15 protein-coding genes are annotated in these 11,641 nt (G+C 66.1%); 4 read left to right on the top strand and 11 right to left on the bottom strand.

Going from position 1 to position 11,641, the window contains the following annotated elements:
- Window positions 1-620: 620 nt before the first annotated feature.
- From ACLQ2Q_RS22120 to ACLQ2Q_RS22085, 8 genes are all read right to left on the bottom strand, one after another.
- Window positions 621-1,736, bottom strand: a complete 1,116-nt coding sequence (locus tag ACLQ2Q_RS22120) for an AAA family ATPase (protein WP_425824043.1) — start codon at window positions 1,734-1,736, stop codon at window positions 621-623.
- Window positions 1,733-2,119 carry a hypothetical protein gene (locus tag ACLQ2Q_RS22115; protein WP_425824041.1) on the bottom strand — a complete coding sequence of 129 codons (387 nt, stop codon included), beginning with the start codon at window positions 2,117-2,119 and terminating at the stop codon, window positions 1,733-1,735. The genes ACLQ2Q_RS22120 and ACLQ2Q_RS22115 overlap by 4 nt, the downstream gene beginning before the upstream one ends.
- A complete protein-coding gene (locus ACLQ2Q_RS22110; RefSeq protein ID WP_425824039.1) occupies window positions 2,116-2,343 on the bottom strand; it encodes a hypothetical protein in 228 nt (75 codons plus the stop codon). The genes ACLQ2Q_RS22115 and ACLQ2Q_RS22110 overlap by 4 nt, the downstream gene beginning before the upstream one ends.
- A 6-nt stretch (window positions 2,344-2,349) precedes the next feature.
- On the bottom strand, window positions 2,350-2,571 hold the full coding sequence (locus ACLQ2Q_RS22105) for a helix-turn-helix domain-containing protein (protein WP_425824037.1): 222 nt from the start codon (window positions 2,569-2,571) through the stop codon (window positions 2,350-2,352).
- Between the two features lie 129 nt (window positions 2,572-2,700).
- A complete protein-coding gene (locus ACLQ2Q_RS22100; RefSeq protein WP_425824035.1) occupies window positions 2,701-3,237 on the bottom strand; it encodes a hypothetical protein in 537 nt (178 codons plus the stop codon).
- Between the two features lie 57 nt (window positions 3,238-3,294).
- Window positions 3,295-4,665 carry a tyrosine-type recombinase/integrase gene (locus ACLQ2Q_RS22095; protein WP_425824033.1) on the bottom strand — a complete coding sequence of 457 codons (1,371 nt, stop codon included), beginning with the start codon at window positions 4,663-4,665 and terminating at the stop codon, window positions 3,295-3,297.
- Window positions 4,666-5,272: 607 nt separating this feature from the next.
- A complete protein-coding gene (locus ACLQ2Q_RS22090; RefSeq protein ID WP_425824031.1) occupies window positions 5,273-5,488 on the bottom strand; it encodes a hypothetical protein in 216 nt (71 codons plus the stop codon).
- A gap of 7 nt (window positions 5,489-5,495) precedes the next feature.
- Window positions 5,496-6,086, bottom strand: a complete 591-nt coding sequence (locus ACLQ2Q_RS22085; RefSeq protein WP_425824029.1) for a hypothetical protein — start codon at window positions 6,084-6,086, stop codon at window positions 5,496-5,498.
- 126 nt (window positions 6,087-6,212) lie between these two features.
- Between ACLQ2Q_RS22085 and ACLQ2Q_RS22080 the strand changes: the two genes are divergently transcribed.
- The 3 genes from ACLQ2Q_RS22080 (at window position 6,213) to ACLQ2Q_RS22070 (ending at window position 8,417) form a co-directional block, all read left to right on the top strand.
- Complete coding sequence (locus tag ACLQ2Q_RS22080; RefSeq protein WP_425824027.1) at window positions 6,213-6,869, top strand: AAA family ATPase; 657 nt, start codon at window positions 6,213-6,215, stop codon at window positions 6,867-6,869.
- Window positions 6,870-7,068: 199 nt separating this feature from the next.
- On the top strand, window positions 7,069-8,121 hold the full coding sequence (locus ACLQ2Q_RS22075) for a hypothetical protein (protein ID WP_425824025.1): 1,053 nt from the start codon (window positions 7,069-7,071) through the stop codon (window positions 8,119-8,121).
- Window positions 8,122-8,162: 41 nt separating this feature from the next.
- Window positions 8,163-8,417, top strand: coding sequence for a hypothetical protein (locus ACLQ2Q_RS22070; RefSeq protein ID WP_425824023.1), 255 nt, complete (start codon window positions 8,163-8,165; stop codon window positions 8,415-8,417).
- Between the two features lie 500 nt (window positions 8,418-8,917).
- Here the strand turns inward: ACLQ2Q_RS22070 and ACLQ2Q_RS22065 are convergent, their stop codons facing one another.
- Together ACLQ2Q_RS22065 and ACLQ2Q_RS22060 are read right to left on the bottom strand one after the other, a co-directional pair.
- Window positions 8,918-9,931: a zeta toxin family protein gene (locus ACLQ2Q_RS22065; protein WP_425824021.1), complete on the bottom strand. Its 1,014-nt coding sequence runs from the start codon at window positions 9,929-9,931 to the stop codon at window positions 8,918-8,920.
- Window positions 9,928-10,182: a hypothetical protein gene (locus ACLQ2Q_RS22060; RefSeq protein ID WP_425824019.1), complete on the bottom strand. Its 255-nt coding sequence runs from the start codon at window positions 10,180-10,182 to the stop codon at window positions 9,928-9,930. Before ACLQ2Q_RS22060 ends, ACLQ2Q_RS22065 begins: the two co-directional genes overlap by 4 nt.
- 401 nt (window positions 10,183-10,583) lie before the next feature.
- Here ACLQ2Q_RS22060 and ACLQ2Q_RS22055 point away from each other — a divergent pair, with 401 nt between their 5' ends.
- A complete protein-coding gene (locus ACLQ2Q_RS22055; protein WP_425824017.1) occupies window positions 10,584-10,946 on the top strand; it encodes a GntR family transcriptional regulator in 363 nt (120 codons plus the stop codon).
- 162 nt (window positions 10,947-11,108) lie between these two features.
- On the opposite strand, the gene ACLQ2Q_RS22050 is transcribed toward ACLQ2Q_RS22055, so the two are convergent.
- Window positions 11,109-11,435 carry a histone-like nucleoid-structuring protein Lsr2 gene (locus tag ACLQ2Q_RS22050; protein WP_425824015.1) on the bottom strand — a complete coding sequence of 109 codons (327 nt, stop codon included), beginning with the start codon at window positions 11,433-11,435 and terminating at the stop codon, window positions 11,109-11,111.
- Between the last annotated feature and the right edge of the window lie 206 nt (window positions 11,436-11,641).

The following is an 11,641-nucleotide window of genomic DNA, read 5'->3' as shown; positions in this document are numbered from 1 at the left end:
AAAGTGATCACTCTCCAATCGTTGAGTGTTCACTTTTCAAGCGTCGTTACTGTCCAGTTTTCAAGCGTCGTCGACAATCAGTTCGGGCGGTGAGGATCCGGCGCAATCGGGCGCGATCCGCCGCGCTCCCCGCGAATTGTTCCGATCCCGAATTGTTTGAGCGCTTCCGGGGGTAAACGGTACATGCGCGGGGTGTCCGAGGGGGCGTGCCTCCATCAGAAAACCGGGCCGCGCGCTCGCTCCGCGGTGGCGAATCTCGCGAGGAGGGCACGTGCCGCGGGCGATCGTCGCCGCGCTTCCCCGCTCGCTCCGGGCGCCGGCTCGCCAACCGGCTCGCCACCCCCTCCAACTTTTACATGTGGCGAGATGGCGAGACCTACTCCCGATTGGGATCGCGGCTCGCCACGGCGAGCGAGTGGCGAGCCGATCCGCATCCCGTTCGGTTGTGGCTCGCCAACTCGCCAACTCGCCAACATGCACACACTCGCCAACTCGCCAACGGTCGCAGAGTGGCGAGCCGGACGCCGGCCCGCGGAATCCCGCTGATCGTGCCCCGCACGCCACGGTGTGCACGCCTCCGGTGGGTCGCCAGTGGCGAGCCACGACGCACCATTGCTCGCTCATGTCGGCTCGCCACCCTCGCGGAGCCGGAACAGCCACACATTCCCGGCGGCGCGGGACGATTCCCCGCACTCCGCCATCGCCCGCTCGATCGTGCGGGCGCTGAACCCGGCATCCGCCGCCGCCCGTTTCAACGAGCCCACCGGATAGCCGGCGCTTCGATCCGGATCGGCCATGTACTCCCGCAGCCACTCCGCCGCCTGCCCTCGCCGGCGATCACCGGGCCCGCCGGACTCGGTGTCGTGCCGTTCCCGCAGATAGTCCGCGATCGGGCGCGGGAGTCGTCCGTGCGATTCGAGCCGCGCCGCGGTGCCGCTATCCTCCGGGGTGGGCTCGCGCACCTGGCTGATCGCGATCCGGTAATCCACGGCGGCACCGTGTGTGCCGCTGCTGGTCTTGTCCGGGCCGATATAAAGCCGGTCGCGCCGCTCCGCGCCCTCGCCGTCCACCGGGCGCATCGCGAACAGGTAGGAGCGTGCCTTCTTCCGGAGCGTGCTGGTCGCGCCGGTCTTGTCTCGGGTGCTTCCCGTCGCCATCCGATTCGTGTGACCGATGAGCAGCACCGCCGCATCCAGGTCCATCGCGATCGCCCGCCACGGGGCGAGGGCTGTGGCGGATTGCTGAGCATCCTTGACCGAGACCGAGCCCTGCACCGTGTCCAGCCACACATCCACGACAACGAGGGCCGCGGTCACGGCTTCGGCGCGCAGCAGATCCAGCAGCTCCGCGGTCCGGTCCGGGAATGTGGGCGAGTCTTCAGCTTCCCCCACGGTGAGCAAGTGCACGTGCGCCATATCCGCCCCAGCCACGGTGAGTCGGGAGGAAACCTCGCCGGCGGTGTCTTCGGTGAGCACGACGACGACGGCGCCTGACTCGCGGGCATCCATCCCCAACTCGGGGAGCGCCGAGCCGGTAGTGATCGCCGCGGCGACGTGCACCCACCAGAGACTCTTTCCGATTCCCTCGTCGCCGATCAGCACGGTGATCCCCTCCCGGGGAAGCCACCCGCGGATCAGCCACCGGGTGGGCGTAGCAGGAATGAGGTTGAAACTCCGCAACCGGAGCGGTGGGGGCGGCGGATCGGCGTTCGTCGCGGCATGGTCGGCGGAGTTCACGACGAGAGCCCGATATCGCTCTGGTATCCGTCGCGGAACCCGTCGGTGTACTCGCGTCCGGAGAGGGTGCCTCCCGGCGGCAGCATCCGACCGATCGCGGCGGTGACCGCGGCCAGATAGACGCGGTGATAGCGTTCCGCGTCCAGGGCGGCGGCGCTACCGAGCCTGGCTACGGTCCAGGCGGCGGCACGGGATCCCGCCGCTCGCCCGTCGAGATAGCCGATCGGGGTGTCTCCGCGTTGGGCGTTCGCTCCGAACGTTGCGCCGTGCCGTTCGCCATCGCGGATGGCGGCGGCGACGGTCCACGATGCGGGCGGCGGATCGTGCGGCCCGCGTCGCCACGATCCCCGGTAACCCTGGGCTGGTGGGCGTTCGGCGTTCACGATTGCGGCTCCGCCGTCGCGGCGAACACCGAACGGGCCGCGTGGATCCGCTGTACGGAGCGCACAACGGACACCAGTTCGGCGCGAGGAGGATGCGGCAGATCGGTGGGCCAGTGCCGATAGATCTCCGCCCGGAGCGCCCTGGATCCCGCCGGCGCCGCCGTCGAGCGGGAACCGATCGAGGCGAGCGCGTGGAAGATGGCCGCGCGTGCACGAGTGTCCATCGCGGATCATCCGTCGTGGCGCTCGTGCGTTGTGGGTTGCCGTTGGATCCACGAGTCCAGATCGCTTCGCCGGATCCGATAGGTGCGGCCCACGCGGATCGCGCTCAGCTGGCCGTCCCGGATCAGCTTCCGGACGGATTGGTGGTGGAGGCGGAGAATTGCCGCCGTCTCGCTGATGAACAGCAGATCGTCGGGCGCGGGATCGCGCGCCAAGGGGGTGGGGCACATGAGGTGTGACCGTCATTCCGGAGACCCACAAAGGGTGAGGGGTACAGCGGGGGACGGTGCGCGAGCGGTGCTACCGGAGCCGTGCCGGGGGCCTCCTAGAGATGTGCCCGGTTTCGATCGGATCGCTTATTAGACGCGCGCCGCACCGATCACGCCGGGCGCGCGGGGCGCCGCGAGGAGGCCGTGCACACGAGCCGCGCGGGGCGAGGCTATCGCGCTCACATCGCGGCGACGGTGACGAGCACGGGGGTCGGTCAGGTGCGCCCATGCCCGATCGTCCACCGCCCGCACGTGCACTTCGGGAGTCGCACCCGGGCGCGGCGGCGTTCCAATTCGGTCATCCAGTGCCGCGGCCATCGCCTGCGCCGCGGGGAGCAGCGGCATCCCACGCGATCCTCGCGCATCGAGCGCGGCACGCATCGCGGCGATCAGCGCTAGGAGGTCTCCCGCCGGCGACACGGGCGAGGACAGCACCCAGCGCAAGCGGCGCACACTCCCTTTGGATGCGGCCCACCGTTCGAGCCCGCGGAGGAGCCGATCGAGTGCCCGTAACCCGCGGCCATAGTCGTCGGTTGCCATGATCGCGGCGATCTCGGTCAGCGTGAGGTGTGAGGCCGCGCCGGGGTGTGACGGGGAAAACCCGCTGTCGCCACACGACGTGCTCATGTGTCGCATTCAATCACGCGCACCGTTTCGCCGTCGAGCGTGTTTGAGAGCACCGATTCACGCTCCGGCGTTGATCTGCGCAACCGGAGCGGGGGCGCGGAGATCATCCAGCCGGGATGCCAGCAACCGCCCCGAGTCGTCGGCGGTGTGCGCATAGATCTGCGCGGCCCGGGTTGTGGAATGCCCGAGCCGATCCATGACTTCCCGGGTGCTCGCACCCACCCGGTAGGCGAGGGTGGCGGACGTGTGCCGGAGATCGTGCCAGGTGAGGTCCGGGCGTTCGATCACGGCGCGGGCTTTCCGCATGTAGCGGGACAGATCCTGGCTCGGGACCGGATCCCCGGCGGCGGCGCGGGTGAAGAGCAGTGCATCCGGGTAGGCGTCCACGAAGTGCGCCATATGCGCGCGGAGTTCGGTCACCACGAACCGGGGCAGATCCACGGTCCGGGCGGAGGCCGCAGTCTTGATCTTCCCGAATCGGAGGGGCTGGCCGGGGATCTGCTCGATCGCTCGCTCCACCCGGATCGTGCCGGCTTCCAGATCCACGTGCCGGCGGGCGAGGGCGAACTGCTCCCCATAGCGGAGCCCGGACCAGGCGGCGAGGATCACCGCGGCGCGCAGCCGCGGCGGAAACAAGTCCGCGAGCGCATCCACTTCCGCAGGCGTGGCGATCGTGCGTTCCCGGTGATGCACGATTCCGCCGGCCTTGATCCGGCACGGATTGGATGGGATCAGCCCGTCCGCGTGGGCGGTGCTGAGGATCGCCCGAAGCACCCGATACGCCTGCGCCGCCGCGGTGCGTCCCGCGTCCGGGTGCGAGGATTCCACCGCGGAGGATCCCGGGTCTACGAGGGTCGGGCTCCCCGCTGCTTCCCACTCCTCGATCAGCGCCGGCGACAGCCGCCCGGACGTGGGCACGGTGCGACCGACTGACCGCGCCCAGGCCCGCGCCGGGTGCGTGGGGCGCGGTGTCCGGGTGAGCCGGGCCAGGGCTCCGACGCGGGCCGTGATTCGCACGTTCGCGTGCCAGGTGCGGATCAGCGCCGGAGTGAGCGCGTGCAACGCGAACGTGCCGAGGGTGAGCCCGTCGCCGCGTTCGGTCGGCACCGCGGAGAGCACCCACCGGTGCAGGGTGCGCTCGTAGTAGTCGCGGGTGCGGGGCGCAAGATCCGGGCGAGTGCTCAGCCAGTTCAGGGCGTAGGCGCCGAGCGTTTCGGAGCCCACGGTGGGATCCAGCCACGCACCGCGGCGGCGATCCACCCGCTCCGCTTGCAACCACTCCTCCCCGGCACGGGCGGTGGGGAAAGTGTTCGGGGCGGTGAACTTGTGCCCGTCGGTGATGTAGTACGCCTGAAAACGCCCGGACGGCAGCCTCCGGACGGTGCCCAACTGCGCGCGGGACGGGGATGAGGGTGAGCGAGGAGCCATGATTGCGAGACCTTCCAGAGCCGTGATCGTGCACGATGATGCACGGAGTACGACGTGGAAGGGTCTCAACTCGCATCCACAACCCCCGCAGATCCGCGGAATTCCGCGGATCTGAGAGGTGAGGGGATGACGGGAATCGAACCCGCGCTATCAGCTTGGGAAGCTGACGCTACGCCAGATGGTCTGGCCGGAAATCCGCATAACCACGCGGCTTTGGAGTGAGTCACAGGATCTGGTGTACACATTTGTGTTCACATAGCGCTTTGGGGTCGGCCACAGGCCCCGGGCCACAGCGGCTTGTCTCGGCGACAAATCTGTCCCTCGGGCTTGCGCCGGCGGTAGTTCGAGCCGTCGCCCAATTCAACGACGGGCGACTATCCGGGCCACGGCCCCCACCGAGGAGCGTACGTCACTCAGGCAGCGAGCCACAGGGGAGGTGCCACGTGCGCTCCGAGCCCCACCTAGGCCCGGTCCGGGGCCATGACATGGGGCGGACCGTCCTGATCCAAACAGCCAGATGTCTGCTCCAGCTCGCCTCGGCAACACCTCGGCCAGTAGCGAATAGGCTGATCATCGGGTTCGGGCCCGACGACGGAAAGCCGGTGGCCTACACCGACGGCAGATGCTCAGGATGCGTCGGGAGCTGCTCGATGAATCGCTGGAGATCGGCGATCGCGTAGAGCGGCTTGGTGCCAGAGAAGTGCGGCGTGATGTCGCCAAGACGGACGTGGTGGCGAAGCCTCGATGGGCTGATTGCTAGGGCTGCGGCAGCGGTGGCGTGGTCGACCGCAACCACCGTTGGCGCGGTCGCGGATGGGTTCAAAGCAAGGCTAGTCACCGACCGGTCGACCGACGTTGGAAGTTAACCCGACCAGTCGTCCTGCCCCGCGGGCTCTCCGGATCCAGTCAGAGGCGGTGCGCTCGGGCACGTTCAGTTCGAGCGCGATCATCTTGACCGGGGGCAGGTCCGCAAGCGCGGACGTCCCGTACAGGATCTCGATGACATCCCATCGTTCGTCTTTCATGCCTCGCTTGACGACCGCCTGAGCCATCCAGGGGGGAATGATGCGCCCCTCGTTGGTGGTGAGATCGGCGACCGTCAACCAGGTGGCATCTGGCCCGTCATCTAGTTGCACGGCGATGCAGTGCGGGATAGCTGCTTGCAGGATCGCTTGCGGGGCAGCGTGACGGAGCCGGTCCTCGTCGAACTCGTCGGTGATGGCTCGATTCACAATCGTGGTGATTATGTACCGCCCGCGCCGCGAGTTGTAGTGCGCCTCGATCGTTGTCTCCACGCCGGTGTGCTCATCCTGGGCAGTAGCTACGAAGCCGGGGGCTATGCGCAACGCGGTACCGACGGGCTGCGTGATTGCGAGCCCGGACATTGCCTGCCCGTCGGTTGTCTTCACGTCGACCTTCACCTCCTCAGCTTGCCTTACCGCGTTGGCGTTCCGCAGTTGCCTCTTGACTAACTATACGGCTAAAGCATGTACTAATGTATAGCACGAATATAGATCCGCAAGTCAGGCAGATTGGAAGCGCGGGAGATGACGATCATCGCTATCGCCAACCGGGTGGACGGAGTCGGCAAGACCACTGTCGCCATGCAACTCGGCGCTGTCCTTTCGCGCCGTTTCAAGGTCCTGGTTGTAAATGTTGACCCGCAGTCAACGGTGTGGTGGGCCGGGAACGCTCCCGATCGGCTCCCTTTTGACTTCACGGGGAACCAGTCACCCAGCCTGCTTGCCCGGATCCGTGGATCACGCGCGGAGTACGACTTCGTGTTCGTGGACACTCCTGGAAGCCTCGAGGACACACCGATCCTTGAGGCGGTGTTGGATGCTGCGGACTTCGTCGTAGTGCCGCTGACGCCCGAGCCGCTCACAGTGGACCCGACGATGCGGACCCTCAGTCGGCTGATCGAACCGCGACACCTGCGACACGCAGTTCTGCTGAACCGGATCGACACACGCGCCTTTCGTCAGCTGAGCACGTGGCGAGTGTTGCTGGACACCAAGTTCGGAGTTCCCAGGTTCGACACGTATCTACGGCAGTACAAGGCACACGCAGACGCTCCCCTGCTCCGTGAGCTCGTGACGAACGCGTCGAGCACGGGGCGCACCGCCGGCTTCATCTCTGATGTGACGCGCTTGGGGAACGAGATGTGTGGCCAGTTCTCGCTCGCGCACGCCAGGACGTGGTGACGGTAAGTAAGGGGAACACGCTCACCCGCGTCGCGATCGACCGGCCACTCACCGATCAAGGCGACCTCCGTGGACGAGGGGAAGACCGGGTCCGCCAGCTCGTCACTTGGGTAGTTCGGGAGTCCCTCACTCCTGCAGGCGGCGCATCGACAGCTGCCGTTGAGCCGCCGAATCATCCTGCGAGTGGGAAGAGGACCTGATGGGCTTCGAAGAGATGCCCGCAGGGTCACCGCGCGAGGAATCAGAGGATGTCGCAGCACGGCGGCGCCGCGACGCTAAGGCGGCATACCGAGCACGCTGGAACGACGCGAACCCGGACAGAGTCGCTGCCTGGAAAGCCAGGTATCAGGCGAACCACCATGCCGAAATCAACGAGCGCGAACGAAGCCGGCGCCGACGCATGCGAGACGAGCGCAAACGTCAAGGAGAGCGCGACGAGCTTGAGCGGCAGCGGGAGGAAGATCGCCGCTCATATGCTCGGCGGTATGCCGACGCACACAAAGAGAGCAATCGCGAGCGGCAACGGGCATACCGGGCTCGGCGACAAGCCGAGGACCCCGAAGCGTATCGACTACGTCGCAATGAACTGCAGCGAGCATGGTACGAACGCCACAAGGGTCGCATCACGGCAAGAGCGCGCGATGCGTACCGGACCGACCCACGACCAGCGGCGGAGAAGTCTCGCCGGCACTATGAACGTCACGCTGAGAAGATCAATCAGCGCCGGCGGGAGGCATACCGCCTGGACCGGGAAAAGACGCTTTCCTACAACCGGGAATGGAAAGCGAGGGAGCGGCGCCGCCAGGCAGCGGGTCTTCCTCCTCGGCGCATCCACCGAGTGCGCCCTGCCGAGCGCGACAGCAATCTCGCGCAAGCAGATGAATTCTTCGCAGGAACACGCACTGAAGATGAGCGGAAGCGGATCCGCGCGGAGTGGGTGACACCTACCGAGGTTCGCAAGCGTGAGGCCCGGGACGCAGCACGTGCTCGCGCCATCGATTACGAACGCAACGCAGCTATGGTCGCACGTAAGGCCGAAGCCCGGCGTAGAGCGACCGCCGCTCGCCGGGAAGAAGTGTTTCGCACCCTCTCGCAGGTCGGCACCACTCCCGAGGAAGCACGCATGGACGAGATCGCTCGCGTTATGAACGCGCGACTGAGGGCGCGACCAGAGCAGCGCCGAACACATCACAACGATCCTGCGGCACCACACACCGGTGCGGCGGGACAAAGCCAGGGATTGTCACGCTGACACCACCTCCCTGAACCGACACTCAAGCCGGAAGGACCCGAATGCTGGATCGAGCCACCGCCGAATCGGTCATCTACCGCGTGGCTGTTGCAAGCCTCGGGTACTACCCCGACAAGCCGTCTGAAGAACCCGGCTACACGATCGAGGAGGATCTCGACTGGTGCGTGATGCCACTCGCTCACCTCGACGGCCCATATCTGCAGGGCATACGAATGAGTGTCCTCGAGGTCATCACGGACCCCACCTCGCACCGTCGCGAGTTCACGCGCGACCTCCTGAAGCTGGTCAACGACTAAACCCAGACGCCGTGCTCGCCCTGGCCGGCCATCGTATCTCCCGCTCGAATGTTCTGTTCCCGCCTTCGGGGTTGGCTCGCGCACGTGGTCTTAAGGCCGTTCACTCCCCTCCGACGGCCAGGGTGTAGCGGAGAGTAAACGACTGCGATCCCGTCGTTCGCTTTTTGCAGACTCCGCTCTCCGCTGCGCTTCGAGCTCCGCTTATCAACCGCTCACTCGGGCACTACGTCGTCCCCTCCCCGCTTGATCAGCCGATTGTCGGAGCGAGGGCGAAGTCCGAGGCGATACATCCTCGCCCGCTTCGCGATCTCCGCTACTCCACGCGCCGGCACTCCGCATCCCTCGGCGCGCTCACGAAGCCTCTTGCTAGGGATGGCAGGGCAGCACCCTACGGTTTCAAGCGACGTCGATGCATCAGAACAGATGGTCAACCGCGACGCGAGATTCTTGGAAGGCTTGCTGGAGACGCCGGATGAATCTGTGCCCATCCGACCACCGAGTCATCGCGAGGGACCACCACGCTCAGGACCACCGACGGCGACTGAAGGCGCGGCCGCGTCGATCGGGCCGTGTTCCGCCAGCGACCTACGCAACGCGACGAGGTCGGACGCGCTGGCGCGTGCCTGAGTGGCGACGACGCTCGATCCATCTGGAACGGGAAGCTCCGGGATGATCTCGCGCAGGGCCGTCTCGTGAAGGTCGATTAACAGCTCGGTCAACGCTCGAGGAGGGTTGCGCAATGTCGCAGCAAACTCTGTCACCCGCCGTAACTCGCTCAGCCATTGGGCTGACTGCAGGCTCGTCAGACGCTCCGATTGCACGGCGAGCAACGCAGCGGTAGCACCGTGAAAAGCGCGCTCCTTGCCGTCACTGTGAACATCGAACGCGGGAGTGCCGTCCCGGCCGAGGATGGTCACGCGGTCAACTTGCCCTGAGTCCTCCAGCGCCACCGCCACCGCGCGGGTTGCCTCGAAGCCGCGATTGTGCGCATCGCGGCTGACGAAGTGGGCGGGTCCGCCGGCCTGTACCCCACGCAGATAAAGAGAAGCAGTTGACAGGAGACTCTCTGGACGTCTCACACCCGCAATGACAATTCGCGTGCGGAACCCTTCGGCGGCGAACCGTTGAGCCGTGCGGAGCGCCACCGACGGATTCGTGAAGCTGCCCTCGATCAGCGCAGATCGACGATGTTCCCGCGCGTAGACCATCGCCCCGCTCAACCACGCGGCAGTCACCGCGGCTAGCTCTCCCGCTGCCTCGACCGTCGCGGATGCGCTTAGCTCGGCATGCCAGGGGTGGAAGACGCGCAGTTCGTCGGCGGAAAGGATGGTGATCTCGTCGCTGTCGTCGGCATGAAGCCTTGCGGCGACGCGGAACAGCCCGCTGCCGGGCTGAGCAGTCAGCAACTCGAGGGCGGGATCGTCGCTCGAGCGCGCGTCTGGAAAGAGCAGCGGAAGGATGTCGCGGCGCAGGATCTCCGCGCGATCGTGGTCATCCAGCGCCCGAACATTCACGAGGAGTCTCCGGGAAGCTCAGGGGTTCGCGCGCGCAGCCGAGCGGTCAGCGCATCGACGGCACGGCGGTCATAGCCATCGACGGCCAGCAGCTCGCTGCGTACCTGCGCCAGCTCGCGGCGAGCATCGACTGCGCGTTCCCCGCCTGAGCGCGCCACGTTCCAGAGATGGGCGGTGAGAGTGCCAGCGACCTCGCGCATGACCTCATACGCGACCACGTCGTTCACCCGCCATGCGGACAGGTTCGCCATCCCACCTCCTTGCTGGAGTGTAGCGAGCAACCCATGAAAGCGGGTGGATGCCCCTGTCGCCTAACTTCACCACCCTTTTCGGCCGTAGCGTTTGTCTTGTCCGCGCCATTTCTGCGAACACAGGCGTTACGGCTGCACGCAAGTCGTCAGCACGGACGCCGCCCATCTAGCGGTGGCCGAGCAGAACGAGCCGTACCGCTTCTCGACTCCGCGCGAGATCACGCGCGGCGGCGCATATTCGGTCTTGTAGTCAGTCCACGGTACAACTCGTGATAGACATGTGACACCCAATTCTGAAGCGGAGGCGACATGTCGTACAGGAACATCTTCTCTGTAGGCCCGAGGGGCGTGCTTTGACAACGCACCCGAACTTCTCGCCCACAGACGAGGGAATCCCGACGATGTCCATCTACCGACAGCTCCGCGGTCTGATCGTCTCCGGGCAACTCGGCGCGAATGAGCGGCTACCAACCGTGCGACGAACGGCAAGCGATCTGGGTGTCGCTGTCAGTACCGCGGCGAAGGCATACAAGTTGCTCGAGCAAGACGGCCTCGTTGTCGGCCGCACCGCAGCCGGTACTCGGGTCACCGAGTCCGCCGCGGTACTTCCCAGATCCGTCATACGACACATCCGAGACCTGATAGCCGATGCCGAGTCAACCGGCGCCCATCCCGACGATGTAATCGACGTGCTGCGCACCATCTGGCGGACATCTTCGGACGGCAACGGGAAGACTGAGCCGCAGGACTCACGAGCCCGCTGAGTCGCCGAGGATTGCGCCGCCGCGAGCCCCTCTCGCGACGTGCTGATCCTTTCGCTGCTCAGCTCGACTCGATCGCGCCGCTCTCCATACTTATGGACAGCGTACGGCCGATACCGCGGCGGACTGCCGGCGGGGGTTATCGGGCTGTAAGCAACGATGTTGTCAGTGGGCAGCGTCGAAAGCCTCGATTACCGACGCAGGGACGCGGCCGCGTTCGCTCACTTCGCGGCCGTTGTCTCGTGCCCAAGCGCGCACCGAAGCGAGGTCCGTCCGACTCGCCCCACGTGCTGAGGAGCTGCTAGACCGCCGCGATCCGCCCGCCGAACGAGCGGCCTTGATGAACGGCGCAAGCGCATCCTCAAGCTTCTTCCGGTTCTTCAACGACAGGTCAACCTCGTACAGCTTGGAATCAAAGCTGAAGGTCACCGTGCCGTCCGCCTCCGAGCCGTCTAAATCGTCAACGTACGTCGTGATCGTCTTCTTAGCCATAGATAGCCTCCAATGTATTGGGTCGGGATACCCGACGAGACATACTAGGCCGCCTAGCGATCTACGACCATAACGGTGCGAATCGCAGCATCGTTTCATCGAAGCTCGGCATCCAGGGGTGCTCGCTGAGGATCCCTATGCGCGCAATGCCCGCGCGAGGGAGGTCGCGGGCAGGGCGTTCCTGGTTGCTCGCGGGCAGGCCCGAG

Source organism: Microbacterium sp. DT81.1 (genome assembly GCF_049844955.1).
In the GTDB taxonomy this organism is placed as follows: Bacteria; Actinomycetota; Actinomycetes; order Actinomycetales; family Microbacteriaceae; genus Microbacterium.
The sequence above is the reverse complement of the archived record's forward strand: the minus strand, read 5'-3'. Positions and strand labels throughout refer to the sequence as shown.

Coding starts and splice junctions, on each gene's coding strand:
- ACLQ2Q_RS22110 (WP_425824039.1), bottom strand. CDS start 2,343: ATGGACACTCGTGCACGCGCGGCCATCTTCCACGCGCTCGCCTCGATC.
- ACLQ2Q_RS22105 (WP_425824037.1), bottom strand. CDS start 2,571: ATGTGCCCCACCCCCTTGGCGCGCGATCCCGCGCCCGACGATCTGCTG.
- ACLQ2Q_RS22100 (WP_425824035.1), bottom strand. CDS start 3,237: ATGAGCACGTCGTGTGGCGACAGCGGGTTTTCCCCGTCACACCCCGGC.
- ACLQ2Q_RS22095 (WP_425824033.1), bottom strand. CDS start 4,665: ATGGCTCCTCGCTCACCCTCATCCCCGTCCCGCGCGCAGTTGGGCACC.
- ACLQ2Q_RS22080 (WP_425824027.1), top strand. CDS start 6,213: ATGACGATCATCGCTATCGCCAACCGGGTGGACGGAGTCGGCAAGACC.
- ACLQ2Q_RS22075 (WP_425824025.1), top strand. CDS start 7,069: ATGGGCTTCGAAGAGATGCCCGCAGGGTCACCGCGCGAGGAATCAGAG.
- ACLQ2Q_RS22070 (WP_425824023.1), top strand. CDS start 8,163: ATGCTGGATCGAGCCACCGCCGAATCGGTCATCTACCGCGTGGCTGTT.
- ACLQ2Q_RS22060 (WP_425824019.1), bottom strand. CDS start 10,182: ATGGCGAACCTGTCCGCATGGCGGGTGAACGACGTGGTCGCGTATGAG.
- ACLQ2Q_RS22055 (WP_425824017.1), top strand. CDS start 10,584: ATGTCCATCTACCGACAGCTCCGCGGTCTGATCGTCTCCGGGCAACTC.
- ACLQ2Q_RS22050 (WP_425824015.1), bottom strand. CDS start 11,435: ATGGCTAAGAAGACGATCACGACGTACGTTGACGATTTAGACGGCTCG.